This window comes from Marinilabiliales bacterium, assembly GCA_007695015.1.
GTDB lineage: Bacteria > Bacteroidota > Bacteroidia > Bacteroidales > PUMT01 > PXAP01.
In genome coordinates, this window is sequence record REEN01000075.1 from 30,196 (window position 1) to 57,157 (window position 26,962).

Annotated in this window: 20 protein-coding genes; 7 read left to right on the plus strand and 13 right to left on the minus strand. The window is 50.2% G+C overall.

Going from position 1 to position 26,962, the window contains the following annotated elements:
- Positions 1-278 precede the first annotated feature (278 nt).
- Complete coding sequence (locus EA408_11245; GenBank protein ID TVR70470.1) at positions 279-755, plus strand: hypothetical protein; 477 nt, start codon at positions 279-281, stop codon at positions 753-755.
- Between the two features lie 269 nt (positions 756-1,024).
- Here the strand turns inward: EA408_11245 and EA408_11250 are convergent, their stop codons facing one another.
- The 3 genes from EA408_11250 to EA408_11260 form a co-directional block, all read right to left on the minus strand.
- The gene (locus tag EA408_11250) at positions 1,025-2,125 is read right to left on the minus strand and encodes a Fic family protein (protein TVR70471.1); all 1,101 of its coding nucleotides are present in this window, start codon (positions 2,123-2,125) and stop codon (positions 1,025-1,027) included.
- A gap of 165 nt (positions 2,126-2,290) precedes the next feature.
- The gene (locus EA408_11255) at positions 2,291-3,142 is read right to left on the minus strand and encodes a deoxyribonuclease IV (protein TVR70491.1); all 852 of its coding nucleotides are present in this window, start codon (positions 3,140-3,142) and stop codon (positions 2,291-2,293) included.
- Between the two features lie 132 nt (positions 3,143-3,274).
- A complete protein-coding gene (locus tag EA408_11260; GenBank protein ID TVR70472.1) occupies positions 3,275-4,063 on the minus strand; it encodes a carboxypeptidase regulatory-like domain-containing protein in 789 nt (262 codons plus the stop codon).
- 99 nt (positions 4,064-4,162) lie between these two features.
- On the opposite strand from EA408_11260, the gene EA408_11265 reads away from it, so the two are divergent.
- The 3 genes from EA408_11265 (at position 4,163) to EA408_11275 (ending at position 7,263) form a co-directional block, all read left to right on the plus strand.
- Positions 4,163-5,035, plus strand: coding sequence for a tetratricopeptide repeat protein (locus tag EA408_11265; protein TVR70473.1), 873 nt, complete (start codon positions 4,163-4,165; stop codon positions 5,033-5,035).
- 70 nt (positions 5,036-5,105) lie between these two features.
- The gene (locus tag EA408_11270; GenBank protein TVR70474.1) at positions 5,106-6,035 is read left to right on the plus strand and encodes a glyoxylate/hydroxypyruvate reductase A; all 930 of its coding nucleotides are present in this window, start codon (positions 5,106-5,108) and stop codon (positions 6,033-6,035) included.
- 292 nt (positions 6,036-6,327) lie between these two features.
- Positions 6,328-7,263, plus strand: a complete 936-nt coding sequence (locus EA408_11275) for an NAD(P)-dependent alcohol dehydrogenase (GenBank protein ID TVR70475.1) — start codon at positions 6,328-6,330, stop codon at positions 7,261-7,263.
- A gap of 36 nt (positions 7,264-7,299) precedes the next feature.
- On the opposite strand, the gene EA408_11280 is transcribed toward EA408_11275, so the two are convergent.
- From EA408_11280 to EA408_11295, 4 genes are all read right to left on the minus strand, one after another.
- Complete coding sequence (locus tag EA408_11280) at positions 7,300-8,421, minus strand: hypothetical protein (protein ID TVR70476.1); 1,122 nt, start codon at positions 8,419-8,421, stop codon at positions 7,300-7,302.
- 171 nt (positions 8,422-8,592) lie between these two features.
- Positions 8,593-9,954 (minus strand): quinonprotein alcohol dehydrogenase, encoded by a 1,362-nt coding sequence (locus EA408_11285; protein ID TVR70477.1) that lies wholly within the window; start codon positions 9,952-9,954, stop codon positions 8,593-8,595.
- 2 nt (positions 9,955-9,956) lie between these two features.
- Positions 9,957-11,588 carry a sulfatase gene (locus EA408_11290; protein TVR70478.1) on the minus strand — a complete coding sequence of 544 codons (1,632 nt, stop codon included), beginning with the start codon at positions 11,586-11,588 and terminating at the stop codon, positions 9,957-9,959.
- 23 nt (positions 11,589-11,611) lie between these two features.
- Positions 11,612-13,162 (minus strand): hypothetical protein, encoded by a 1,551-nt coding sequence (locus tag EA408_11295; protein TVR70479.1) that lies wholly within the window; start codon positions 13,160-13,162, stop codon positions 11,612-11,614.
- Positions 13,163-13,382: 220 nt separating this feature from the next.
- Between EA408_11295 and EA408_11300 the strand changes: the two genes are divergently transcribed.
- Positions 13,383-14,075, plus strand: a complete 693-nt coding sequence (locus EA408_11300; GenBank protein ID TVR70480.1) for a hypothetical protein — start codon at positions 13,383-13,385, stop codon at positions 14,073-14,075.
- Between the two features lie 5 nt (positions 14,076-14,080).
- Positions 14,081-15,166: a site-specific DNA-methyltransferase gene (locus tag EA408_11305; GenBank protein TVR70481.1), complete on the plus strand. Its 1,086-nt coding sequence runs from the start codon at positions 14,081-14,083 to the stop codon at positions 15,164-15,166.
- Here the strand turns inward: EA408_11305 and EA408_11310 are convergent.
- The 6 genes from EA408_11310 to EA408_11335 form a co-directional block, all read right to left on the minus strand.
- Entirely contained in the window at positions 15,156-17,609 is a 2,454-nt protein-coding gene (locus tag EA408_11310) for a spermine synthase (protein ID TVR70482.1), read from the minus strand. The genes EA408_11305 and EA408_11310 overlap by 11 nt on opposite strands.
- A gap of 143 nt (positions 17,610-17,752) precedes the next feature.
- Positions 17,753-18,958 carry an AmmeMemoRadiSam system radical SAM enzyme gene (gene amrS / locus EA408_11315; GenBank protein TVR70483.1) on the minus strand — a complete coding sequence of 402 codons (1,206 nt, stop codon included), beginning with the start codon at positions 18,956-18,958 and terminating at the stop codon, positions 17,753-17,755.
- Between the two features lie 22 nt (positions 18,959-18,980).
- Entirely contained in the window at positions 18,981-20,333 is a 1,353-nt protein-coding gene (gene amrS / locus EA408_11320; protein TVR70484.1) for an AmmeMemoRadiSam system radical SAM enzyme, read from the minus strand.
- Complete coding sequence (gene amrS, locus EA408_11325) at positions 20,281-21,570, minus strand: AmmeMemoRadiSam system radical SAM enzyme (GenBank protein ID TVR70485.1); 1,290 nt, start codon at positions 21,568-21,570, stop codon at positions 20,281-20,283. The genes amrS (EA408_11320) and amrS (EA408_11325) overlap by 53 nt, the downstream gene beginning before the upstream one ends.
- Before the next feature lie 202 nt (positions 21,571-21,772).
- A complete protein-coding gene (locus tag EA408_11330) occupies positions 21,773-22,798 on the minus strand; it encodes a hypothetical protein (GenBank protein TVR70486.1) in 1,026 nt (341 codons plus the stop codon).
- Between the two features lie 182 nt (positions 22,799-22,980).
- On the minus strand, positions 22,981-24,216 hold the full coding sequence (locus tag EA408_11335) for a dicarboxylate/amino acid:cation symporter (protein ID TVR70487.1): 1,236 nt from the start codon (positions 24,214-24,216) through the stop codon (positions 22,981-22,983).
- A gap of 153 nt (positions 24,217-24,369) precedes the next feature.
- Between EA408_11335 and EA408_11340 the strand changes: the two genes are divergently transcribed.
- Positions 24,370-26,793: a tetratricopeptide repeat protein gene (locus EA408_11340; GenBank protein ID TVR70488.1), complete on the plus strand. Its 2,424-nt coding sequence runs from the start codon at positions 24,370-24,372 to the stop codon at positions 26,791-26,793.
- Positions 26,794-26,962 lie beyond the last annotated feature (169 nt).

Sequence of the window (26,962 nt, forward strand, 5' to 3'; positions counted from 1 at the left end):
CCATGACTTTAAAAAAATAAAGTGAAAAACTTGATTTATTGGTTGTTATTTCAGTAACTTGCCTGTTCAAACAGAATAAGTGTTAACCAAAAACTTACTGTTCTTAAGTTTTCTCACTTCTCAGTTTCAGCTTCTGATCTTATCGCGTCATAATTTCAGCATATCATCGTCTCACTTCTCTGTTTCAGGGTTTTTATAAATAGTTCTATCGGGTTCTGCTATATGAACGCCCGGGTTTTTCCGGGCTACCGTTTACTAAACACCAAAACCTTAATGTTATGAAAAAAATGATTTTTATTGCAACAATCGTCATACTGGCAACGGCATGCGGTCAGCGGCAGCCGGCAGAGCAGGAAGCTGAGCAGCTACCCGCACCGGAAATTGAGCAGCCAGCCGCTACTGTTCTGCAGACGGGTAACCTGCTGGGGCTTCATACGATAAGCTATGAGCTTGCCCCCGGCGTTACATTCGATGAGTATTTCGATTTCTTAAAGGATGAGTATGCACCTGCATGGGAAGAGCATTTTCCCGGGACAAAAGGATTTATTTTAAAGGGCAGAACGGGAGAATGCGCCGGCTGCATCGGTTTTCTGTTTTTTATTGAATCAGATGAGGTAAGGGACAGGTACTGGAACGACGATGGTACTTTGACCGAAGTGGGTGAAGCAGCCAATGAAAAGATGCAACCGGTAACTGAAAAACGTGACAAACTGGCGGACCACAGCACTTCCTATACCGACTGGGTGATTCAGTAGTCTGGTAATCGGGGTCATTGACCTGCTGGGGGCAATATGGACCGGACTGGCTTTGCGCAGTTCATAAAGCCTGGCAACAGCCTGACATCATAAAGCAAATCCGGCAGTGCATTAAATCTTAATGATTTTTTGTGCCTTACATCCCACAAGCTAAAAAGACTTGTGGGTTGTACGGCACTTATATAAATAAATGATTAACTTAAATTGATTCTTTTGCATTTTTATCACTTCTCATTTTCATCGTCCCTGGGGCATTTTGCCGGCCTGAATTAATTTGCAATTTCATAACTTGTACTCCTGCCACCACTCTCTGATTTCATCAATATACCTTTATCAATTAAATCCTGAATATCCCTTAATGCAGTATCTTGCGAACACTTGTTCATCTTTGCCCATTTACTTGTAGTTAATTTACCTTCAATGCCATCCAGAAGCTTGTTTAATACTTTCTTTTGCCGGTCATTTTCAAGAAGCAGGGCATTTTTATTCCAAAAATCGTGCTTGAAAATTACCTTTTGTAAGATTATTTGAGATGATTCCAAAGCACGTAACAGGCAATTTAAAAACCAGTCTAACCAGTCTGTTACATCTAATGACCCCTTCTGTGATTTTTCTAAATTTTCATAATATGCCTTTCTTTCATTCCTTATTTGCGTAGACATACTATAAAACCTTTGAGGCTGACCATCGGATTGAGCTAATATCATATCAGTAATTGCCCTTGCAATGCGTCCATTTCCATCCTCAAAAGGATGCAGGGTAATAAACCAAAGATGGGCTAATCCTGCTTTTACAACCAAATCTAATTTTGGATTTTGATTCACCCACTCAAGGAAGCATTCCATCTCTGCTTCAAGATTCGAAGCTTCTGGTGCTTGAAAATGCACCTTTTCTTTTCCCGGAGCACCAGAAACTACTTGCATCGGTCCGGTAGAATCATCCCGCCATTTGCCGGCCAGTACTTTGTAAAGACCGCTATATCCAGAAGGAAAAAGGGAATTGTGCCACCCAAATAACCTCTCTTTCGTCAGAGGCCGATCAAAATTGCCAGATGCATCCATCATCATATCAACAATTCCATCTACATTCCTGTCTGATGGGACCAGTCCGGAAATATCCAAACCTAATCGCCTGGCAATGGATGAGCGGACTTGTTTAAAATCCAATATTTCTCCTTCAATCTCTGATGATTTTATTACATCCATGGTCAGAGTTTCTAATACAGCCTGATTGACAAGATCAAAACCAAGGGCATTCATTCTGCCAACTATTTTCCCTTGAAGGTTTCTAACCTTACCTAATAAATGTAAAAGCTTTTCATTCTGCCAGTAAAAGTTAGGCCAATCAGTATGTTGATAGATATACGCCATTTATTCTCCGCATAATTTGCGTTAAATATACAAATTATTCTCCGCAAATATTATTTTAACCATAGAATAAGCGTAATAACTTAATGCCTATGATAAAATAAGGTCTTTCTTGCCCTTGTTGCTAACATTGTTTTTGTTACAGTATCCCAAAAAACAACCGGAGTTTTACCCCTTTTCCCTTAATGACCCGTAGAGAAAGGCGATCTCCTCCTTCCAGCGGGTTTCGTCGGGGGTTTCGAGTATTATCGGTATGTTGTCAAACCGCGGGTCGTTCATCAGGCGCACGAAAACATCCTCGCCAAGTGTTCCCTTCCCAATCAGGTCGTGCCTGTCGACCCTGCTGCCCAGCTCCTTCTTTGAATCGTTGATGTGCATCCCCCTCAGGTAGCCGAAGCCGATCACGGCGTCAAATTCCGCGAAAGCTTTATCAAAGCCTTCGGCCGTTTTAATATCATAGCCCGCCGAATAGGCATGGGCGGTGTCGATGCAAACCCCAACCCTCTCCCTGTCCTCCACATGGCCGATTATGAACCTTATCTGCTCAAAGGTGTGTCCCAGGTTGGTGCCCTGGCCGGCGGTATTCTCGATCACGGCGGTCACCCCCCTGGTTTTGTCAAGGGCAATGTTTACCGATTCGGCAATTGTGCGCAGGCAGGTCTCCTCATCAGTCATGTTCAGATGGCTCCCGGGATGGAAATTCAGCCGGTCGAGTCCGAGTTGCTCACACCGCTGCATCTCGTCAAGAAATGCGGCGCGGGATTTCTCAAGAGCCGGCTTTTCGGGATGGCCGAGGTTTATAAGGTAGCTGTCGTGGGGCAGTACCTGGAAAGGCTTGTAACCATACCTTTCGCAGTTCTCCTTAAAGGCATCTATGCTCTTCTGCTCAAGGGGTTTTGCCACCCACTGCCGTTGATTCTTTGTAAAAAGTCCGAAAGCCCTCGCCCCTATTTCGTGTGCATTGACCGGAGCGTTCTCAACGCCACCGGCTGCACTTACGTGTGCTCCTATATACTTCATTTCTCGCAATTTAAAATACAACAACAAATAGCTTTAACCATACTGGCGTTAACACGCTCAGAAAATGGCCTCTAAAATAGAAATTTAACATAAGCAAAAGAACAAAGATGCAGGTATATAAAATTAACATAATTACTCAGGCTTCACATCCTTATACCGTTCGTAACAATCAAGAATGGTTTCATAAACTTCATACTCCTTTGAATCCAGAATAAACTGAACAGAAAGTCCGCAAAAACTCAGAAAATGCATTATCTCATCCTCATCCTCCAGCCCTGTCAGATTCCTGACAACATCATGGTTGAGAACCTTTTCTATCCTGCGGGCCAGCGCTTCCCGTTCAAGTGTTTCCTTATATTTCCGCAACTCCTTTCCCTCTCTGCTGAAGAGATTATAAAAAAAGGTGACCGGACTGAAAATCGGAACTCCGGTTGGGTGCTCATCAGGCAGAGCCCTGGCAGGAGAATCCAGAAGGTTGGAATAATCGGGAAGGGTGTCCAGGTTAATGAATCGCTGCTTGAATTCTTCATATGATCTGGGCAACAGGTAGATGTCGATACCAGTAATATCATACACCATTTTCTCCAACACAATAATCACATTACCGGGCCTGTTAAAAAACTCCTCTGACACATATACAGTTCGGCTTTCAAAACCTATGGCCTGGAAATACAAACTATCGCCTTGTCTTATATTAATAGCAAATATGCCGTCAGAACCGGAAGGTACCCCGGTTTTCATTGTAATATTAATTACATGCGCATTGGGAATGGCAGATGAATCCTCCTGCTGCACGACCGCTCCTGTAAGTTTCCGGATATCTTCAGTTGTATAGGCACCGTAGGCAGCCCTGCTACCTGGATTAAAAACCACAAATGTTATTATACCCAGAAAACAGAAATATTTTGGCCGCAGTATCATTACTCAAATTTAAACAAGCCTGCACAAAATGCAATAGCTGAAAAGAAATATAAGGGACCAGCGAATACAATTATCCGGCTGCACAGCAGTTATTATTGTATGACACTGATAGCCGGCACCATGCAAAAATCCTTAACTCCTGTTCAGGCGCTGTTAAAGCTCGCAGCCATGCTGTGCATACTGTTTTTTGCTTTACCGGTACCCGGCATGGGGCAAACGGCCGAAGATCTTGTGCGGAGCGGACTTGCAAGGAGTACTGCAGGCGACCATGCAGGCGCCTCGGAGTACTACTCCCGGGCCATAGCAACCGACGACGGATTTTCAGAGGCATACGTGCTCAGGGCGCGTTCCGAATACCTGCTTTCCAACTTCACAGGGGCAATAACCGACCTGAACAATGCTATCAGGATTGACCCCGAATTTACCGAGGCTTACATGCTGCGGGGCCGGGCAAGGGATGCCACGGGTGATCACAAAGGTGCAATTGACGATTACCAGGTTGTTATTGACATGAATCCCGCTTTCGCGGAAGGGTACATCCTGCGGGGCAGATCCAGGTATGCAATGGCAATGTACGAGGAGGCAATAGCTGACCTTGACAGGGCAACAGAGATAGATCCCTCATATGCAGAGGTTTATTTGTTGCGCGGACTGGCACGGGATGCGCTGGGCCTGCACAGCGATGCCATAAGGGACTATTCGGCTGCTATTGAATTAAATTCCGGCTATGCTGAAGCATGGTACAAGCGGGGCATCTCAAGGTTCCTGAATGGCGATGTATCCGGTGCCGTAGATGATTTTACCAGTGCCCTGGAGATCGACAACAGGTTTGCCGGTGCCTGGTATAACAGGGGACTTGCTTTCTATATGCTTGACAAGAGGGCGGAAGCCTGCGCGGACTGGCATGTGGCGGCCGGACTCGGTGCTCCTGATGCAATGGTTACCCTTGATGAACTTTGCGGTAAACAATAATACATTTCAAAAAAGTATTATATTATTGCCTGAAAATTAAACTATAAATCCTCATACTTGTTTAAGCTTTATGGCAATACACGTAGTTTGTGACCTTGAGAATATTGAGCCCTGGGTAAGGGCCCTGAAAAACGCTGACAGCTCGGTTGAAGTTGTAACCATTGACAATGTTACAGACAAGTCGTCTGTTGAGTTTGTACTGGCGTGGACTTACCCGCACGGAATGTTCGAACAATACCCTGAACTGAAAACCATCTCTTCTATGGGTGCGGGGGTTGACCATCTTATGAACGACCCCCTCCTGCCCCCGGAGGTGAGCGTAGTGCGTCTTGTCGACCCACTGCTTTCACAGGATATCTACGAATTCTCACTGGCAGTAATAATGAGCAGGATGCGAAGGCTCTCCTTATTCAGGGATATGCAGAGCCAGAAGATCTGGAAACGGAAACGGTACATGCGCATAGCCGATGTCACTATCGGTATAATGGGTACCGGGGTCATTGGGAACCATATTGCAACACAGCTCCATAATGCCGGTTTCCGGGTAGCGGGATGGTCAAGAACACCAGGCGAACCTGCCCCTTACAGAAAATATCACGGGAAGTCACAGATGGACCGTTTCCTTGGTGAAACGAACATACTTATATGCCTGCTCCCGCTCACCCCTGAAACAGAGAACATCCTGAACAGGGAAACCCTGGAGAAGCTGCCGGAAGGATCATGGCTGATCAACATAGGGAGGGGTGGCCACCTGGTTGACAACGACCTGATGGAACTGCTGGATTCAGGACATCTTGACGGTGCAAACCTTGACGTTTTCAGGGAAGAACCGCTGCCCGCAAGCCATCCCTTCTGGGACCATCCCAAAATAGAGATAACCCCTCACATGGCCAGCCTGCCATTGCCGGCCTCGGTAGCGCCCCAGATAATTGACAATTACCACCGTACATTGAATAACAAACCGCTTCTGAATAAAGTGGACCGGAACAGAGGGTACTGATACCGGGATAATGATATGATCCCTCAATCCTGGTGCAATAAGATTACCCTGAGTGTTTAAATGTCGGGGGAAAATTCGTAATTTTGTTCAAAGCACTTAAAAATTGATTGGAACCGGCTGTAAAAAAAATCTCATTTAAAAACCCAGTATGATATGAAACCCGCATCAACCTTCGGCAGACAAAATAACATGTACAAACCATGCGGGTTCCATCGGAATTGAAACACTGAATATGAATTACCTGCTTAACATAATTAATTGATTATTAACTTTATTAACCTGCTTTATACAGATGAAGGCGTTGGTAATTAATAAGTATGGCGGACCGGAACAACTGAGGGCCGAGGAAGTTGCCATCCCCGAAAGGGGTAAAAGCGAGTTGCTGGTCAGGATTCACGCTGCGGGTGTCAACCCGGTGGACTTCAAGATAAGGAACGGTTCAATGAAATTTATTACCGGGAGCAGGTTCCCGCGTATACTGGGTGGCGACATTGCCGGTGTGGTTGAACAGGCTGACCCCAGATCATCATACCGGCCCGGTGATAAGGTGTTTGGAATGCTATCCCTTAAAGGAGGAGGGTATGCCGAATTTGTGACAATGAAAGAGAGCCAGGTATGCCTTATTCCCGAAGGGCTGGGCATGACCGATGCGGCATCCGTACCTCTGGCAGCTCTAACAGCCCTGCAGGCATTGCGCAAGGGCGGGAATATCCAGCCGGGCGACAGGGTACTCGTGAACGGAGCATCAGGCGGAGTGGGAATATTTGCAGTGCAGATAGCAAAGGCTGAAGGGGCTCATGTTACTGCTGTCTGCAGTGCAAGGAATACCGAATTTGTAAGTTCCCTGGGAGCAGACAAGGTGATCGATTACAACTCTGAAGACTTTACAAAAGGCAGGACCAGGTATAAAAAGGTTTTTGATGCAGTTGCGAAAAGCTCGTTTTACAAATGCAGCAAAATTCTTGAAAAAGGCGGAAGATATATTACAACGGTGCCAAACAAGGGTCTGTTCTTTTTCCAGTCCCTCAACTTCACCAGAAGCAAGAAAGCGGGTTTCATAATGGCAAAACCCTCCGGCAGCGACCTGGGGTTTATCGCCGGACTTATTGAGCAGGGGCTGCTGAGAACATATGTGCAGAAGGTATTCCCGCTTGAAGAGGGATCCGCCGCCCATGAACTGATCGAAACAGAGAGGGTGCGTGGCAAGCTTGTGCTGTCGGTCATCTGAGGCGATACTGCCGGCCACAAGCGGCATTACTGCCGTTTACCTGAACTGCTCGCCGGCAATCTGCCGCTCTCTTATCCGTACTTCAAGTCTCTGGGCATAATCGCGGGCCCTTCGGATCCTGTAATCGCTGTAGGAATAGCGTGCCCATTCCAGGGCCAGGTCAAGATCGCCGTCAATCTCATGCATCAGCGCAAGGTTGTATGCAGAACGGCCGGCGGTTTTTCTTTTAGGGTCATCAGCCGATATGTTCCAGGCCTGCCTGGCGCCTTCCCAGTCGTTTACAGTGGCTCTTCTTACCCCGGTATTGAAATCGGTGTTCCTTCCCCCCTTGGTGAAAAAGTCCCTTTCAAGGGTTATCCAGAGGGGACTGATACGTTCTCCGTATATTGCTCCCGATTCGTAGCTGGCATCAATAACGGCCATACGGTGGTCAATAATACCCCCTACGACCATCTGCAGGGGATTTCCCTGAGCCTCCCACCTGGCATAATGATTAAACATGAACTCATCGGCAATTGAACGGTTGACCGGATCATAAACCCTGAAACCAAGCTTTATACCGGCCATGCCGCCGGCACGGACCCTGCTGCCGGATAAGTCACTGCCTCCCCTGTCCCTGCTGCGGGATCCGTCTCCCGCATTACTTACCGAACGCGGAGTTCCCGTTGATGCTGACATAATGCCTCCATCGGTAATCATGAAGTCCGTGTCAAAAGTCTCAAGCACCAGAACTACATCACTGTCGTACCTCTCGGCCAGACTCTCAATCTCGGTCCAGCTCAGTGGAGGAGGCCAGCTTCCCTTTTCAGCCGGGGTGGTCAGCCTCTCAGCAGTCCTGGTTACAGCAGTATATTTGGGTGAAACCTCGAGTGTCCGCACAAGTCCCTCAACAGCCTTCTGAGAAGCCTCCCTGTGAAGGCTGCTTTGCCGGGCGGACTGGCTTTCGCCCTGTTTGCTGCCGGCACCTTCACCCGGGGTGGTTCGGTCAACAACAGCAACAGTCTGAATATGTGCTCCGATATCCACCGGCGCAGGCATCAAAACAGGTACGTACACGTTACGGGTACAGGCTCCGGACAGTATTATGGAAACAAGGAGCAGTGCGGCAACAGGAAAAATCTTTTCCTTTCTTCCACCGGCTAAGGATTTGGATTTCATTTAATCTGATAATTAGAGGTTTAGTACACCAACTGGACTGAGTGCAATTTAAACCCATATTATCAAATTACGGGCCAAAAGTTATCATTTCTGGGCTTAAAATCATAAAAACCAGAGCCCCTCTTTGGGTTACATTCCCACAGTCACTGATCACTGATTATCAACCGGCCATCAGATCTCTGCAATCCGGTACAGGTGTGAGTCAGTCCGCAAAATTATGCTGTTCCTCAAAAATGCGGGCGTCGCCCATATCTCGCCGTCAAGTTTATTCTCAGCCACAATATTGAGTTCTCTTCCCTGCTCAATTACGATGGTTTCACCTCTTGTCGAGCTGAAATAGATTTTTCCGGCAGCATAAACCGGGGAAGAGTTGAACTGGCTCCTCAGCCTGTGCTCCCATACATCATCGCCCGTTCTGGCATCAAAGCATCTCATAACCCTTGAGGCATCAACAGTATAGATCAGTCCGTCAATTATCACCGGGGTGGAAAGAGGCATTGGCGGAATCCGTTTTTTCCACAACACGTTGGTTTCGGCAATATCTCCCCTTCCGTCAGGATCGACTGCCCACATCTCCGAGAACCTGTCCCTTCCCTCATGAACCTTGAACCCGGTCTCGAAATAGACAATTCCGTCTTCCTCAAAAGGCATGGCAACTGTTGACTCGGCACCCCTGATTATGCTCCATATCTCTTCGCCTGTACCCGGATCAAAAGCATTGATAATGGCAGAACCGTTGGAAATGATCATGTCTCTGCCGTTAACATTTACCAGTAAGGGAGTTACGTAAGCCTTGGTGCCTATCCATGGAATTGCCTCGTATGGCTCTTCCTGCCGGTGTGTTTTCCATACCGTCTCTCCGGTGCGTTTGTCCAGTCCAACCAGGAACCTGACATCAACACCTTCGTAGTGCAGAATGAGCAGATCATTGTAGAGGAATGCCGATGAGCCCGGCCCCTGTATGTGATTACATTCAAGATCGGTCCGTGTCCATACCACCGACCCGTCGGCCGTATTGATGCATGCCGTACCCATGCTTCCGTAATGAACATAAACGAATCCCTCTTCGATTGCAGGAGTGGGTGAGGCAAAGCTGTTTATGTCATGTTTCCTTATCGCATCATCAAATGAAAACACAAGAATGTCATGAATTATCCTGCCGCTGCCGAAATCTACACAAACAGCCGACAATTCGGTGCCTTCCCTGTTGGCAGTCGTCACCCATACCTGGTCTCCGTAAACCACGGGAGATGACCATCCCCTGCCGTGAATTGGTACTTTCCATGCAATGTTCGTCTCCTCGTCCCAGGTTACCGGAACATGTTCAACAGCGGCTATGGCCCTGAGATCGCTGCCCCTGAAATGGGTCCAGTTTTCCTGTTTGACTGGTCCGCTGCATGAGTATAACATTGCCGGGAATATCAAAATCAGTATTCTTAATGAGAGCCTTTTCATTGCTGCCTGGGTATTGGTGAGTACCGCTAAATTAAAAAACAAGATCTGCTTTTTATGCTTTAAGAGCAATTTTAACATTGTTAATCCCGGAAAACCCTCAGCGGGGTGCCGCCGTGTTCGGCACCGACATCCCTTGGTTCACAGAACCAGGCCAGCCTGCCTTCCATGGAAAGCCTTTCCGGCATTACCCCGGCATCCGGGTGGGTTTCAAGAAACCATCGCAGCAGCTCTTTCTGCATATCAGCAAGGATTTCCTGCCGGTCGGGTTCGGCTGCAAGATTCCTGGTTTCTCCAGGATCATTTTTCAGGTCATAAAGAAAATGAGTGATACCCGGGGCGCCATACCCGGTTGCATATTCGAGACCCAGATCCCGCTTGCCTGTCATAAACACATATTTCCACTCCTTGCTGCTTACCATTGCCATATTATCTTCCAGGTATATTGAATAGGCATACTTCTTCAGTTCTTCACGGCTGCCTGCGAGGAGGCTGCGGTAGCTTATGCCCTGCGCTTCCTCAATCGGGGGCAGACCGAGCAGGTCGCAAATGGTGGGAACAAGGTCAACTCCTTCAATAATGGCATCGCTCACAACACCCTGCTGAAGCCCGTTGCCGGAAATGATCCATGGTATCTTTACCGATTCGGCCCACATGGTGTGTTTCTCAAACCGACTGTGATGGTTCAGCAGGTAGCCGTTGTCACTCAGGTAAACTATCAGGGTATTTTCCCTTATACCCATGTCTTCAAGAGCATCTATCACCATTCCAATGTTCCTGTCCATGTATTCCACGCAGGTATAGTAGGCGGCCATGATACCGCGGCGCTCATCTTCGGTCAGGTCCCGGAAAATCTCCGGCACCCATCTCTCGTCTTCCGGACTGCCTGCCGGCAGGGGTACTTCCGAAGGGTCATATTTTCCGGCAAATTCAACCGGGTAGTGAAACGGCGCATGTGGTTCATTAAAGGAAAGCCATAGAAGGAACCGTCCATCTTTATTTGCCTCCATAAATTCAATTGCTTCACGTGCAAAGAACACTCCCTCTGACTCCCCGTCATAAACAGGATGCGGCAGGTTGCCGGCATTCCAGAAACCAGCAGGATCGATCAGGGGACTGATCCTCTCATAAAAATCCATTCCTTCAGGAAGGGGTTGCCTTTCCTTATCACTCAGCCAGTTGCGGTGTACCCCGGCTTCCATGATCGAATCAAAACCCATTTTCGGCCACTCTTCCCAGACAGGATACCATATCCAGTGGTTAAAATGAGTTTTACCTATAAGCTTTGATTTAAATCCATGATTACCCAGGTGATGAGCAATAGTGGTATTCCCGGTTTCCCTGAATGGGGTGAACAGCAGTGTTACACCTGTAGCCTGCGGATACTTGCCGGTAAGCATTGATTGCCTGGAGGCCGAGCAGATCGGGGAGTTGCAATAGGCATTTGTGAACAAGATACCTTCGGAGGCGAGCCGGTCCAGCTGCGGAGTCCGGATATGTTCGTTACCGTAGCTTCCCTGGCTGTGCCAGGCATGATCGTCACTTATTATAACGACAACATTCCGGAATTCAGGTAGTTTATCCTGCTCTGCCTCACTGCATGAGAACATTGCAAAAGGTATGACACCTAAAGGAAGTTTTCTCAGAGTAATTGACATGGCTGGTATATTGGTTGATTTCACTGCAATATAATTAAAGGTTATTGAAACCCGCATCTTCTGAATAAGCTTGCTGACTGTTAAAATATCCTTCTTACGGCAATACTTGCAGGCGGCTTGTCGGGATCACCGGAATCGCCATCGAACAGCGCTTCCCAGACCTCTCCTTCCAGGGTCACCACAAGGTTTCTCTGCATCGGCCCCCCGGTCCATCCCTCAAGTTCACATTTACGCAGCATCTTTCCGCCTGATGAAATAACATAGAGAAACACCGTGCCCCCATATTGCGACATACCGTTCTCTGCCACCCGCACGTAAATATTCCCGTTTATACAGGTGCCGGCAACAACAGCATTCTCAGCCATGTTGACGGTTTCAAAAACACCAACCGTTACACCATCTTCTTTGCTTACCTCAAAACCATTTACCGTTGGCATGGCCCTGAAAACTGTTCCATCCGGCCCTGCCACCAGTTGTCCACCATGCTCAATGGGAACAGCTCTGCTAAATACAAAAGCCGGTTCTTTAACTGATGCATCAGAGGCCGCAGGAACTTGTTGTCCTTCACTGTATGTATAGAGCATATTGTCATAAGCATCGAAGATGATCAGGTTCCCGTGATGGTCAACATTAACAGACCTCAAGTCGCCAAAAGTGCCGGCCGGAGTTCCGGAGCCGTCAATAATGTTTACCAGGCTGTGTGATACTGCATCAAAAACATATACTGCATAATCATAAACCGAAAGCAGGTATATAAACCGGTCATCAACAGCAATATCCCTCATCACCATTATGCTGCCTTCCCGGTTATTGTCCGGATAATACATGTAATGCAACAATTCGCCACCGGCGGGAATATCATATACCATCACCCTGAAATTTATTGCATCAACAAGGTAGAGAATGCCGTCATGAACAGCAAATGAGGGTGCAGCGTAGATAAGGCGTCCCATCTCAAGCCATTTCTCTGTAACCCCCTGTCCAATCTGCTCATCATCTTCACCAAGTTCAATAACCAGTTCAAACAGCAGTTCACACCTGCCTTCCGGTGAGCCAGTCACCCCACCGAAATCATGTGGCATGTCGTCATGATGCCGATCAGCCGGATCAGTAACCCGGCCGGCTGCCGGACTGGCCACATCCTCGCCGGCCATTGCAGGCCTTATATAATCACCGTCTGTGCTCAGCAACTCTTCAAGAGGGATAGTGACCTCTTCCCATGTTTCACTGTTCAGGGCAACCAGTACCTCCATCCCTTCATCCATTTTAAAAAAGATGCCGTAGCCGCTAAGCTCACCGTCATAACCGGTTACATCAACAAGCAGGCGGCGGGGTACATTAAAGAGAAGGTGCTCCGTCTCAACCCTTCCCGGCCCGGCTATGGCAGGGGCCCTTTCAGCAATGATCCACTCCCTGGTACTGCTCTCATAAAAAACAGCAAAAACGTAATCGCTGCAGCCTGTTAGCACCACAGAATCTTCCTTTTCAGTATCAAACAGGATGGCATGGCCGTCATCAGATACATATACCCTTTCAGGAAGGGGAGGTTCTCCGCTCCCACAAGAGGCGGCGACCATAACTATTGCTGCCGTCATTACAACTATCAGTCTCATCACCAACAGGTTTATCAATATTAAACTATTAACCAGATGCGTCAGGTCAAATATCCGAATAAAACAGACACGCCGCAACAGTTTCTGCCTGCATCAGCATCCTCTTTTTTATTTATACTTAATTCCTTTATAAATAACTTTTTTTTGGCAATCAACTGCTTAAATTATTTTTATTTAGTTATATATTTACTCAGCTTTTTCCATACACTACCAATACATTAATTAACAATAATAAATTATGGTCGATCTTAAAAAGGAACAAAAGGCAACCCTCGCACGTGATCATTACAAGTATTCTTTCGCATCCAAATTCTTTTTCTTCATGATGGATATGGTTACCGGCAGGAAAACCACCCCGTCAAAAGCGAAGCTGCTTGAATCGCTTGCGAGCATTCCCTACCGTGCATGGGAAACCCGCCAGTATAAACGATTGACATGCAAGTATAAAAATGAGAAGCTTGTCGGTTCAGCCCAGGATATAGTGCACTGGGGCAGGGAGGCACAGGACAATGAGTACTGGCACCTGCTGGTCATCAACGAGAAGATGAAGGAGGACAACATGAAAGACGCCTGGTACCTTTGCGGGTTCGTAAGGTGCTTCATGGTGGGCACATGGGCAGTCATGTCGAGAATGATGGCGTTCTTCAATATTAAAAGGGCATTCCTTTTCAATGCCGAGTTTGAAGATCATGCTGAGCACATTTACGCTCAGTTCGTTGAAGATAACCCCGAGCTTGATTCACAGCCTGTAAAATCGGAACTTGTCAGGCAGTACGGCGATTTTGACAACTGGGGCGATGTTTTCAGGAGGATAGGTCTTGATGAGCGCGATCATATGAACAACAGCTTCGTCTATTGCGGCAAACCCGGGAACGTTGTAAAGTATGAAGGTATGCCCGAACTCCCGCAACTGGAAGAAAAAGGCAAATAAAAATAATGCCCGATAACCAAGGCCGGTCCTGGCTGGACAGGATCCACCGGGGAGATTGTGTTGAACTGCTGAAAGAGCTGCCTGACAGTTCAGTAGACCTTGTTTTTGCCGATCCGCCATATAATCTTCAGCTGGGAGGTGACCTTTACAGGCCCGATCAGACGAAGGTCAGTGCAGTGAACGATGTATGGGACAGGTTCAGTTCACTGGAGGAGTACGATAAATTCACCCTGGCATGGACCGTTGAATGCAGGAGGGTTCTCAGGGATACAGGCAGCTTCTGGGTTATCGGCACTTACCATAATATTTTCAGGCTGGGAAAGATCCTCCAGGACATTGGGTTCTGGATACTCAATGATATAGTCTGGGTCAAAACCAACCCAATGCCAAATTTCATGGGCACCAGGTTCAGCAATGCACACGAGACCCTTATCTGGGCCGCCAGGTCGGCCAACTCCAGGTATACATTCCATTACCACTCAATGAAGGTGATGAATGACGACCTGCAGATGCGCAGCGACTGGCTCATACCTGTCTGCCAGGGAAGCGAGAGGATCAAGGCCAACGGCCGGAAGGCGCACTCCACCCAGAAGCCGGAGGAGCTGCTGCAAAGGGTGATACTGTCCACAACCAATCCGGGAGATACGGTGCTCGACCCCTTTTCAGGCAGCGGCACAACAGCAGCAGTGGCCAAAAGGCTGGGCAGGAGATATATCGCCTTAGAGCGTGAGCAGGAATACATAAAGATAGCAAATGACCGTCTTGAAAAGGTTGAACCGCTTGACAGCCCCCTGCTCGAATACCATGTCGGAAGAAAAAGACCCAGGGTGCCCTTTGGCAGTCTCGTTGAAAAGGGGCTTGTGGCCATCGGCGAACCGCTTTACTCCGCCGACAGAAAATACAGTGCCCTTGTGCTGGCAGACGCCTCTGTATTGTGCAACGGCATAGCAGGCTCCATTCACAAAGTCAGCGCTGAACTGCTGAACAGGGAAAAGAATAACGGCTGGAATTACTGGTATGTGGAACGGAACGGCGAGCTGGTCATTATTGACAAACTTCGCGACGAATACGCCAGGCAGTTTATAAAGTAGCTGAGCCAGCCTTGCTGCTCCTCCGAACTGCAAACATCAGCATTGCCAGTCCGCTCACCTTGAACATCACAATCACCAGCGAAGTCTGTACCAGTCCGAGTACCGGCAGCAATACCACCCCGCCCAGGATACCGCCTATCCATCCTCCCCAAAGATCGGCACTATAGAGCAATCCGGCGGTACCACCCAGGTCGCCCGACATCTTCATGTACTCCCTGTTGGCAAGTGGAAACTCAGCCCCCACGAGCAGACCCGACAAAAAGGAGAGTACCAGGAATACGATCCTGAGCAGGAGATCAAACCAGGGATGAACCAGGAGTGGTGCAGAAAATATGAATATCCAAGGGAGTACCAAAGCAAAAAGTATAATCAACATCTCCAGCCTGATGATGCCGGGCAGCGCGCTATCCATACTCTTAAGACGCCGTGCCATCCATATTCCACCGGCAGCCACACCTGCCATAAACGCCGTAACAAGCAGTCCGAGCCAGTAAAAAATATAGCCAAACATCACCTGGAAGGCAAAGATCAGGATGAGGTCGAACAGCATGCCGGCAAAACCGGTTGAGACGATACAGACCGACAGCGCGGGCCTCAAAGGTTGCTTCAGGCGTGAAGAGTAAGCCAGTGCCAAACCGGTCAGCACCAGGAAAACAATTGACATCATCCAAACGCTTATCCCTTCACTTTGCCTGAAAATCCTGTTGAACGACGGCGAGAACTTCTCGTTCCACCAGACAAGGCTGTAAAAAACACCCAGCGGCCTGAAATCACGGTTAATGATGCTGCCGGCATGCCCTAGATTGTCGCTGAACCATTCCAGCCACCTCTCATGCAGCCTGTACTCAAGGTAGCCGGGGGTTATCAAGCTGAATGTGATGCCGCGTTCAGTCGCCCTCTCCATCATAGTTCCGGCATCAACAATGTCGCCGGTAACCGAAGATGAAGCAAGGTAGAGGTTTATTCCGTCGCCGGGTATAACCCTCACAACATTGAATACATCCTCCAGTGTTGCAAGCACCAGTCCGTTAAGCACAGCAAGCTCCGGACTCATGTATGTAAGCGACCCCGGCAGGGCGAGCACAAAAAGTCCTTCCTGCGAAAGCTTGCTTTCAGCAATAGAAAAAAACTCACGGGTAAAAAACCTGTTCGACTGCAGTGAAGAGGGATCTGTAAATCCGCTGAATATCAGATCATAGCTCTGTTCAGTACGTTTCAGGAAGAACCGTCCGTCGGCATACCTCACTTTAACACGCTCATCTCCAAGTTCGCGGTTGGTAAGCGAAGTGGGGAACCTGCCGATAACCTCGGGAATAAGCGGGTCAACCTCGGCATAATCAACCCTGTGCACACCGTGCTTCAGTATCTCGCTCACAACACCGCCGGCTCCGCCGCTCAGCACCAGGATCTCCCGCGGATCAGGATGTGACAGCATAGGGAAGTGCACGAACTCCTCAATAAAGACAATATCCGGATTGGGCGTGGTTATCACCGGCAGTCCGTCCGAAAAAAAGGTATACTCCTGCATACTCTCCACAACCACGATATTGCCGTAATGTGAATTCTGGTAATGCACAACGTTCTGCCCTCTCCATTGCCTGTTGACCGAATTTTCATGCAGGCGGTCGGCTCCTCCCATGAACACCAGGTTACCTGAAAGGAGGATCAGGGCAGAAAGCACCACCCATCCCCCCCGGTCTGCAAAAGATGCTGCCGGACTCCGGAACGGCTTCAGCAACCAGGCACAAACAGCGAAGTTAAAAAGGGCGGTCAGAACGGCTATTTTCACGGAGTGAAGATGAGGTATCAGCAGGTAAGTCAGTACCAGTCCCCCAACCAGCGTCCCCACCGTCTCATAGATGTAGACACTGGCAATGCTTCCCGCCTCGTGCCCGGAATCATTATCGCCGCAGCTGTCATCACCCCGTCCGCCAAAACGGCCGGCATCGTGTCCGGCATCCTGCTCCCCGTTTTTGACCTCACCCTGAACGGTCCCCTGCCCGCCAGTCTCCCCCTCTCTGCCGGGTAACGCCAGCTGGGAGTAAAGCCTGCATCCGGCGGTAAAGAGCGCCCCGTGCATCACGCTCACGGGAAGCAGAATAAGGAACGAAACGTAGAACATAGGCATTATGCCAAGGCCCTCTCCCGGCACAAGGTCCAGGAACTCCTTGAACACCCTTGCACAGTAAACGGCAGCAGGGAAAAACAGCGAAAACAGCACGGTCACACCTATGAACAGCAACCTCCGTTGAGGCGAATACGCGATCCTCCTGCCAAGGAAAAAAGCACCTGCCGCCTCAAGCAGCATCCAGTTGGCCAGCACCACGCCAATGGAAAGCTCATTACCGTGAAAAGCCACCATAAGCTCCCGCAGCAGCACTATCTGCGCTACCAGTCCGCTAAACCCCATCAACACAACTGCAGAAACAATTTTTCGCTTCATTATTGCTGAAGATTTTGCCGTACATATCCTTTACCAGCCCGCACTCTTCCCGGGTACCCGGTCAGGGCCGGTGACAAGCTCCAAAACCGGCACACCAGCCATTTTCCCTGACACCTCCCGGTTCCTGCCATTAACCTCCCCCCTCAGCTCCACACCCCGGGAATTGGATGGCTGCATGATGCACACCTGCCGTCACTTATGTTGTTCTCAGTCACCTTGAAATGGACCCGCTTAATAAGCATCCCGTCACACCTGGGACAGAATGTGGAGTTATATTCATGTCCGGGAACATTACCCAGGGTAACATAATCAAGTCCGGCCCTCCTTGCAGTGTCAAAAGCCCTTTCAAGGGTTGCCACAGGTGTGGGCGAAAGGTTGGTAAGCTTGTAATTGGGGAAGAACCGGGAAAGATGGAGCGGCACCTCAGGCGAAAGTGTGTCCTTTATCCAGGTACACATCTCCCCTATCTCCGCCATCGAATCGTTCACTCCCGGTATCACCAGGTTAACTATCTCGAGCCATACGCCCTCCTCCCTGATGATCTTCAGCGTTTCCAGCACCGGCTCAAGCTCGGCCGACGAGTTGTCATAGGCCCTTTTCGAAAAACCCTTCAGGTCGATCGTCACCGCATCGGTATGATGCAGAATCTCAACCAGCGGCTCAGGCTTCATGTAGCCGTTTGAGTGCCACAGTATCTTAAACCCCTCCCGCCTTGCTATCCTGGCCGTATCAAGTACATACTCATAAAAGACAGTCGGCTCGTTATAGGTGGACGAGATAATGCTCACACCAAGTTCCCGGGCGGTATTTACAACATCGCGCGGAGGCAGGTCATGGTAGCGTCCTATCTCTTCGATCGACCGCTGCGACAGGTGCCAGTTATGACAATGCAGGCACCTGAAATTGCACCCCGCCGTACCGATGCTCAGCATCTCGGCCCCCGGCAGCAGGTGGTGCTGGGGCTCCTTCTCCACCGGATCGACATGAACCGCCGACGGCCTGCCGTAAACCACGTTATACAAGCTTCCCCCGCTGTTTTCCCTGTTGCGGCAGAACCCCCTTCTGCCCGGGGCAATAACACAGTTGCGGTAGCACAGCTCACATCGCACCCTGTTCCTGTCGGCCACCGAATAGTACATCGCCTCTATTCCCTCCGGATTCTCATTAATAATTTCGCTTTCGCGGAAGTCCGCGCCACCCCTGTCAGACGGCAGCAGGGTTGCAGCCGCCAGGGCAGGACCATCACGTAACCTGCCCCGTACACCGCTCAGCAGCATACATCCCGCCGATACGGCGGCAGCGCCGCCAAGCACTGCCTTGACAATAAATTCACGCCGGCTCTTTGTCATAATGATTCATTTTATGTCGTTGTCATTGTTCATCCCAAATGCCTGCTATCCGGAAACCACAGCCACCGCACCTCCCGTTCACCATATCGATATCAAGCACCGCCACGTGGGTGCGGTGTATCAGCCTTGTCCCGCATTGAGGGCACCACGTGGAGCTGTTCCTGTGTTTTGCCACATTACCGATATACACATATTTCAGTCCCCGTCCGTTAGCAATCCCGGCCGCATCCTCCAGTGTTTCAACGGGAGTGTGCGGCAGTCCCGTCAGCCGGTACGAAGGAGAGAACCTGTTGAAATGGAGCGGCACGTCGTCGCCCAGGTTTTCTGCAATCCACGAGCACATGGCCTCAATATGGCCCCGGTCATCGTTCAGGGTGGGTATGACCAGGTTCACTATTTCGAGGTGTACCCTCTCCTGCCTTATTATCCTGAGGGATTCAAGTACCGGGCCGGGTTCAGCCGACGACACTTCATGGTAGAAATCCGGACTGAACCCTTTAAGGTCGACCGTAACCCCGTCCATAAACGGCAGCAGCCTCCGCAGGGGTTGGGGACTGATATAGCCGTTGGTATGGAAAAGGGTCATCAGTCCCCGCTCCTTTGCAAGCCCGGCTATATCGTACATGTATTCATAAAAGATAGTGGGCTCGTTTATGCTGTGCGAAACCGACCTGCACCCGCGCCTTACGGCCTCGCCCACCACGCCTGCCGGGGTGATCTCAGATGATGCAACTTCTTCAGGACCCCTCTGTGAAACGTGCCAGTTGTGGCAGTGTCTGCATCTGAAGTTGCATGAAGCGGTAAAGACGCACAGGTTGCTGTGTCCCGGCACCATGTGGTACATCGGTTCCATCTCCACCGGATCAACCTGCAGTCCGGCCGGCCTGCCGTACACCAGGCTGAACAGCGTTCCCCTCCTGTTCTCCCTCACCCGGCAGAACCCCCTCCTGCCCTGCCCTATCTCACACCTGCGGGCACACAGCTCACACCTCACCCTGTTGCCGTTAAGCCGGGTATAGAACATAGCTTCCCTGCCTGCTGAAATGCCGGAATTGTAAGAGTCCCGCGAAACCCGCCCTGATGCCGGTCCTTTCACCCCCGGAGAAACAGCGGCTTCGGGCAGGTGGGAATACCCGGTAGTCTCCAGGAGCGAATCCACTGTTCCCTGCAGAAAGGGATTCGCACCCCCCGGCACAATGCAGCCGGCAGCCATCGCGGCAGCACAGCCCCTGGCAGCCTTTGCAATAAACCTCCTGCGGCTCCTGTCTGTCATAAACCAGCAGATCAGTGTGCCCGGCCTCCTGGTACCCGGGCAACGGTTTCTATACTTCCCAGATACCGCGTATCGCATAACCGCAGTACCTGCATTTACCATTTTCAATATTGTTCTCCAGCACCGTAAAATGGGTGCGGTGAATAAGCCTTTCGTCGCACCGCCCGCAATACGTTGAATTATTCATGTGGCCGGGAACATTGCCTATATACACGTACTGCAGGCCGCTTCCGAGCGCGGTGCCGATTGCAGCCTCCAGGGTCCTTACCGGGGTCGGGGGCAGGTTAGTGAGCCGGTATGAAGGAGCGAACCTGGTAAAGTGGACCGGCACGTCCCTTCCCAGGTTGCCGGCTATCCATTCACACATCATTCTGATCTCACCCGGATCATCGTTGAGCGTTGGCACCACGAGGCACACGATCTCAAAAAAAGCATCCTCCTCCCTGAGCAACTTTAGTGTCTGCAGCACGGGATCAAGCCTGGCCGACGAGATTTCGCGGTAAAACGAATCGCTGAACGCCTTCAGGTCTATCTTCACCGCATCGAGGTATGGCAGCAGCCTTCGCATCGGTTCGGGGTTTATGTACCCGTTGGATACTATGCTTGTTTTGAGTCCCCTCTCCTTTGCCAGCCTGCTTATATCATGAACATATTCATAAAATATTGTTGGCTCTGTATAGGTGAACGAGATGGAACGCACTCCATGCCTTGCTGCCTCATCGACAATCTGTGAAGCGCTCATCCGCAGCTCCCTCACCTCGCCGGGTGCCCGTTGCGAAATGTGCCAGTTATGGCAGTACCTGCACCTGAGGTTGCAGCCTACCGTGGCAAGGCACAATCGCCGGTGGCCGGGCACAAAATGGTACAGGGGCGCCTTTTCTATCGGACCGGTATCGACCGTGCAGGGCCTGCCGTAAACCATGCTGTACAATGTGCCGCGCCTGTTTTGCCTCACCCTGCAGAATCCGCTGTTGCCGGGCTCAATTTTGCAACGGTGCGGACAAAGCTGGCATTGCACCAAGTTATTGTCAAGCTTGCGGTAAAACATCGCCTCAGTGCCACCGGTGCCCTGCGCCTGTTGCACATCACCGCGCCCGCTGTGCCCACCGGCTGATTCTCCACGCCCCATGTCCCCGCCAGCAAAATCACCCTGCAGGCCACCCTCCCCGGGTGCCCTTAAAGAGCTTCCTGAGCTGCTACCCGGAGCCCCCCTGCCAGGTCCCGGATTGCCGGTTGCCGTTGCAACACCCCTGACGAACGGCAGGCACCCCAGGGAGATAAACCCTGCACACCCGATAAAAGCTTTTTTGACAAAACTACGCCGGCGCTGACAGTTCATAATTGAATTTCAACGATTACAATCTGCAAGATAATAATCGGTTCACTATTTTACAACGGGCAAACGGCCGGTTTGGTGTAAAACCAACTCACTGCCGTCAGGCGGGAGAACGGGCCATGATCATGGAGTACGGATCGCGATCAAATAAAGCAGGCCCGGGGCAATAAAGCAACCCGGGACCGAAGTTGGCAGGTCGGGCAGATCAGAAGTAGACCTGCAGTATCAGCGAGAGTCCGTAACGGTTGTCGCCCACGTCAGGGAAATAGGCATCAATATTTGCCTGGAAGCTCGTTATTCCCGTAAAATCATGGTTTATGCCGAATGTAAGCTGGTTGTCACGGAAGTCCCTCTCCCTGTATCCCCACGATTGCAGGCGTACAAGGGCCATCGTGCTTTCAATAAACCGATACCCGCCGGTCAGGTAATACCCGCTTATATGCTCTTTCCTGTCAGGAAACTCTGCTATTTCCACGTTCCCTGCAAGGTATTCTGCAGCAAGCAGTATTGAGGCCGTCTCCATCCTCACGTCAGCGCCGTAAATTGATCGTTCGCCCCTAAGTACCGGACCCGCATTGCCGCTCCTTATACCCCGCGAATTGCCATGTGACCCTGAAACAGCAACCTGCAGCGTACCCGGGACAATATCCTCAAAGGTGTACTGCAGCCTCCCGATACCGTAAAACTTGTTGTTATTGTTGTCGGTCAGCCTGCTGCCGTTGAATATTCCTGAATAGTAGTAGAAGCCGTTGATGTCGCCCTCGGCGGCCAGTCCGATCTCGCGCGACTGCACCAGTTGTCCCGTGATCCTTGCCCTGTCGACAAAATCTGTCTCATGAGGCCCCGGTATGAAGTCCGCCGTCTGGCTTGGCTTCATCGCACCGGCTGTTATCCTCAGTGCATCACTGTGCCTGTAGCCAGCATAGGCATCAAGGAGGTTGGGCTCCCTTCCCATACTGACAAATATCCGGTAGTAGAACCTGTTGTCGATCTCACCCCTCAGACTGACCCTTGCATTGGCCACCTCAAAGGTCCTGCCACCCTGGAAATCGTCATCATAAAGAGAGTACCTGAAGCCGGACTGAACGAGAAGGTTCAGCCTGAACGCCTCGTGTTGGACCAGGTCCCTTATCTGCCCGGCAAGCGGCTCATCCTGTGCCTGGGTCCATCTGCCCGCAGATACTGTCAAGACAGCAGAGGCAGCAATAAAAAGAATAATCCTGTTTTTCATCGCAGATAATTAAAGTTATTATTATTTCAGATCCGGAAATTTTTTGCGAATATAAGTAATAATAACGCGTCATACTATAAGCAGAGAAATTTAAAATTACCCGGCGTTATTTGTGCAGAGATCTAATGCCGATCATTAAAATCAGCGGGGCTGATGGCGCCTCGACATAGGATCAGGTTCCGTCAGCCGGACTGAACCGGAGGGGTGCTGCTATCCCGTTTATCGAACCTCGAGATTATGACTGCACCACAACTGTCGCTGAAAACATTGGCCGTGGTACGGAACATATCAAGTATCCGGTCTACGGCAAGTATGATGGCGACTCCCTCAAGAGGAAGTCCGACCGCACCAAGTATTATCGACATCATCACCATCCCGCTCATGGGTATGCTTGCCGCACCGATCGAGGCCAGCACCGCTGTCACCGCCACTGTAACCTGTCCTCCCAGGGAAAGGTCAAATCCGTAAACCTGGGCGATAAAGATCACGGCAACGCATTCGTAAAGCGCCGTGCCGTCCATGTTGACCGTGGCGCCTATCGGCAGCACAAAACCGGCCGCCCGGCGGGAAGCTCCCGAATTTTCAGTTACCGCTTTGAGTGTCAGGGGAAGCGTCACTATGGTGGAGCAGGTTGAGAATGCCGTAAGCAGCGCCGGGATCATGCCCCTGTAATGTTTTACCGGGCTCACCCTGCCCAGAGTCCATAGCAGCAGGGGAAGTGTAAAAAACATATGAATTGCCAGTCCCCCCAGCACTATCAAAAAGTAGAAACCCAGCGACCTGAACGCTGAGAACCCGGAGGTGGCGACAATGCCCGTGATAATGCCAAACACTCCGAATGGCGCCGACCAGATGATAAAGGAGGTCATCTTCATCATGGCTTCGAAAGCGGCTTCGAAAAATCCGCCCAGCAGGCTTCTCTGGTCGGCTTTAAGCTGCGTGACAAAAAGGCCGAACAGTATGGAAAAGAAAATTACCGGTAAAACGTCACCCGAAGCTGCAGCGGCAAAGGGGTTTTCGGGGATGATCTCAAGGAACAGCCGGCCAAGTCCCCGCTCCGCAGCAGCAATTGTTTCGGGGCTCTCTTCGAGTACTATTCCGGCACCTTCACCGGGCTTGAAGAGATTGACCAGTATCTGCCCGGTAAAGATCGCCAGCAGGCTGGTAGACAGGTAATACCCCATGGTGCGCAACCCCATCCTTCCCAGTCCCCCCGCCGAACCCACCTGAATTATTGAACTTATAACGGAGGTGATGACCAGGGGCAGTATGGCCATCCTCAGGAGCCTGAGAAAGATATCGGCAAGCACATCAGTGTATGGGAGAACCGGTTCGCCGGCCAGGGCGCCGGTCAGGATCCCCAGGAAAAACCCGGCAAATATCCATATTGTGAGGGTGAACCTTTTTTTTGGGGCCATGCTGAATTGTCAGTTTTTAGTGTTCACGGAACCTTAAAAGTAAAAAAAATATTATTGGGGCAAAACGGACTGGTTTTTAAGATAACCTAAAAGTTGGATTGGTTTTTGCTGATCTGTTTACCGGGAATGATCTGTTTGACTTATCTTTGAAAAATGACCGACAACGAACTGAAAAAGATATACGGCGAGGTGACCGGCAGTATTGCCGGCCGCCAGCTCAAGCCTGCTTTCGACCGGCTCGGGATCCTCATATCGGAAAACGGACTGGGGGTGCTGCACGACCGGCAAAGGAACCTGGAAGAGACCTACCAGTACATGCTCAGGTACACGGTCGAAGGCGTATCCGACCCGGAAAGACAAAAGGTTTACCATAAGTTGATTGTGTCGGCCTTTGAACTGGCAGACCTGGTCAATGAAGAGCTTCGCATGAGGTTTTCAACCTCGGCCGAATACAATGGGAAGAGGGCCCTGAGACATAAGGCAATCACTGATACCGGGCAATATCTTTCAGAGCTGGAGAACTATTATGTTGAGAATGACCAGTCATCCCGGGATGAGGAGGAGCCGGTGCCGGGCACGAATCCTTCCGCGAAAGCGTCAGAACAACATAAAAAAATGCAGGGGCTGTTCTACCACATCTGGTACAGTGACAAACTGTCACCCGAAGAGACCGGCCGGTACGGGAAATTCCTGCAAAACCCCATGGTGCCGTCCGAATACAGATCCTTCATGGTCACGGCGATAATGCTCAGCCTTCAACGGTTCTTTGATCCCGAAAAGTTCACACTGCTGTTTCAAAGCTATGAATCGGGCGACGCCGGTATAAGCCAGAGGGGACTGGTCGGACTGCTTGTCTGTCTTTACCGGTACGATGAGAGGATGCCCTTCTACCCGCAGATAACTGGCAGGCTCAAAATATTCAATGAAAACCCCGCTTTCAAGCGAAACCTTGAACGTATCATCATCCAGCTTGTCAGGAGCAAGGAGACAGAGAAGCTGCAAAAGCGTATCCGCGATGAGATCCTGCCTGAAATGATAAAGATAAGCCCCAACCTCAGGAGCAAGATCAACCTCGACAGCCTGATGGAGGAGGGCCTTTCGGAAGGGAAGAACCCCGAGTGGGAGGATATATTAAAGGATTCTCCCGGACTGCTCAACAAGATGGAGGAGTTTTCTGAGATGCAGATGAAAGGTTCGGATGTGTTTATGGGATCATTTTCAATGCTCAAATCTTTCCCCTTCTTTAATGAAATGTCCAACTGGTTTATACCTTTCTTTTCAGGCAATACCGATCTGGCCGGCAATCTTGACTCAGGCGATCCTGTAATACGTCAGATGGTAAAGTCTATAGGGAAGGCTCCCATCCTGTGTAACTCCGACAAATACTCCTTTTGCTTCAGCATCAGCAGGATACCCAGGGAGAACCTCGAATTCATGACACAGGCTATGAAGGCAGAGATGGAACAGGTGGAAGAGCTGAAGGAGGATGAGGAGCTCCTTGACCCGGGCAGGCGGGAGGAGTTTGTATCCAACCAGTATATACAGGACCTTTACAGGTTCTATAAACTGTTTCCCGGAAAGGCCGGTTTCGAGGATATTTTCGGCTGGCGGCTTGATTTTCACAACAAGTTGGTGCTGGGCGACATTCTCAGGGAAGATGACAAAGTGCTGAGAAACATAGGCGAATACTATTTTGCGAAAGATCATTACAGGGAGGCGGCAGAGATATTCACCAGCCTGCTTGAGCAGGAAAAGAACGGTGAGCTTTACCAGAAGGTCGCCTGGTGTAACCAGAAGAGGGGCAAGTTCAGGATTGCGCTCGACAACTACCTGAAAGCGGAGCTATACGAGGTAAACAAGATATGGAACACAAGGAAGATAGCATTCTGCTACCGTCACCTTAAGAAACCTGATAAAGCCCTTGAGTATTACCGGGAGGCAGAAAAGCTTGACCCCGAAAACCTGTCTGTCCATCTCAGCATAGGGCACTGCCTGCTGGAGCTTGACAAGTATGATGAAGCGCTGCAATCCTATTTCAGGGTTGAGTACCTTACGCCAGGCAACAGCAAGGTGTGGAGGCCGATAGCATGGTGCTCCTTCCTCACGGGCAAGAAAGAACAGGCAGAGAAATACTTCCTCAAACTGATGGAGGAGCAGCCAACGGCGCATGACCTTGTCAATATGGGACACGTGCAGTGGAGCCTGGCACGGCGCCGTGAGGCCCTGGAATATTACCGGAGGGCCATTGCAAAACCTGGAGATGCCGGGCCTGGAGAACCGGCTAAGGGACCCATGAAGGAGCAGGCTGCAGGGAGGGCATCAGAACAGGCGGAACAGACCGCGGGACGGGGGGCAGGACCGGCAAGAGAGCAGGCGGAACAGACCACGGGACGGGGGGCAGGACCGGCAAAACAGCAGGCGGCCGGAACAGCCGGGATAAGTCCGCCCGCAACCTTTTCTGAGGCCGAGTTCCTGGCGGTTTTCGAGGAAGATATTCCACACCTGGTGAACCAGGGAGTTGACAGTGATGACATACCCATCATGCTCGACCAGCTCAGGTATTTGCTTTCAGGTTAACCGTCAACGGACATCCCGGCAAAAAAAGCTGCAATTAACCGGTAAAAACCGCTGGAATCTAATGAAAATGCCTTAACTTATCGGCAATATTGCATCACATTAAATTCCAGGCGTATGAAACCCGCATCAACCTTCGGCAGACAAAATAACATGTATAAAGCATGAGGGT

What these genes read in the sequence shown, in the direction of transcription:
- amrS (TVR70483.1), bottom strand. Translation starts at nt 18,958, where the DNA reads ATGACAAAGAGCCGGCGTGAATTTATTGTCAAGGCAGTGCTTGGCGGC.
- EA408_11255 (TVR70491.1), bottom strand. Translation starts at nt 3,142, where the DNA reads ATGAAGTATATAGGAGCACACGTAAGTGCAGCCGGTGGCGTTGAGAAC.
- EA408_11275 (TVR70475.1), top strand. Translation starts at nt 6,328, where the DNA reads ATGAAGGCGTTGGTAATTAATAAGTATGGCGGACCGGAACAACTGAGG.
- EA408_11245 (TVR70470.1), top strand. Translation starts at nt 279, where the DNA reads ATGAAAAAAATGATTTTTATTGCAACAATCGTCATACTGGCAACGGCA.
- EA408_11260 (TVR70472.1), bottom strand. Translation starts at nt 4,063, where the DNA reads ATGATACTGCGGCCAAAATATTTCTGTTTTCTGGGTATAATAACATTT.
- EA408_11270 (TVR70474.1), top strand. Translation starts at nt 5,106, where the DNA reads ATGGCAATACACGTAGTTTGTGACCTTGAGAATATTGAGCCCTGGGTA.
- EA408_11335 (TVR70487.1), bottom strand. Translation starts at nt 24,216, where the DNA reads ATGGCCCCAAAAAAAAGGTTCACCCTCACAATATGGATATTTGCCGGG.
- EA408_11280 (TVR70476.1), bottom strand. Translation starts at nt 8,421, where the DNA reads ATGAAATCCAAATCCTTAGCCGGTGGAAGAAAGGAAAAGATTTTTCCT.
- EA408_11340 (TVR70488.1), top strand. Translation starts at nt 24,370, where the DNA reads ATGACCGACAACGAACTGAAAAAGATATACGGCGAGGTGACCGGCAGT.
- EA408_11285 (TVR70477.1), bottom strand. Translation starts at nt 9,954, where the DNA reads ATGTTAAAATTGCTCTTAAAGCATAAAAAGCAGATCTTGTTTTTTAAT.
- EA408_11290 (TVR70478.1), bottom strand. Translation starts at nt 11,588, where the DNA reads ATGCGGGTTTCAATAACCTTTAATTATATTGCAGTGAAATCAACCAAT.
- amrS (TVR70485.1), bottom strand. Translation starts at nt 21,570, where the DNA reads ATGAACTGTCAGCGCCGGCGTAGTTTTGTCAAAAAAGCTTTTATCGGG.
- EA408_11330 (TVR70486.1), bottom strand. Translation starts at nt 22,798, where the DNA reads ATGAAAAACAGGATTATTCTTTTTATTGCTGCCTCTGCTGTCTTGACA.
- EA408_11310 (TVR70482.1), bottom strand. Translation starts at nt 17,609, where the DNA reads ATGAAGCGAAAAATTGTTTCTGCAGTTGTGTTGATGGGGTTTAGCGGA.
- EA408_11250 (TVR70471.1), bottom strand. Translation starts at nt 2,125, where the DNA reads ATGGCGTATATCTATCAACATACTGATTGGCCTAACTTTTACTGGCAG.
- EA408_11265 (TVR70473.1), top strand. Translation starts at nt 4,163, where the DNA reads ATGACACTGATAGCCGGCACCATGCAAAAATCCTTAACTCCTGTTCAG.
- EA408_11305 (TVR70481.1), top strand. Translation starts at nt 14,081, where the DNA reads ATGCCCGATAACCAAGGCCGGTCCTGGCTGGACAGGATCCACCGGGGA.
- EA408_11300 (TVR70480.1), top strand. Translation starts at nt 13,383, where the DNA reads ATGGTCGATCTTAAAAAGGAACAAAAGGCAACCCTCGCACGTGATCAT.
- amrS (TVR70484.1), bottom strand. Translation starts at nt 20,333, where the DNA reads ATGGTAAATGCAGGTACTGCGGTTATGCGATACGCGGTATCTGGGAAG.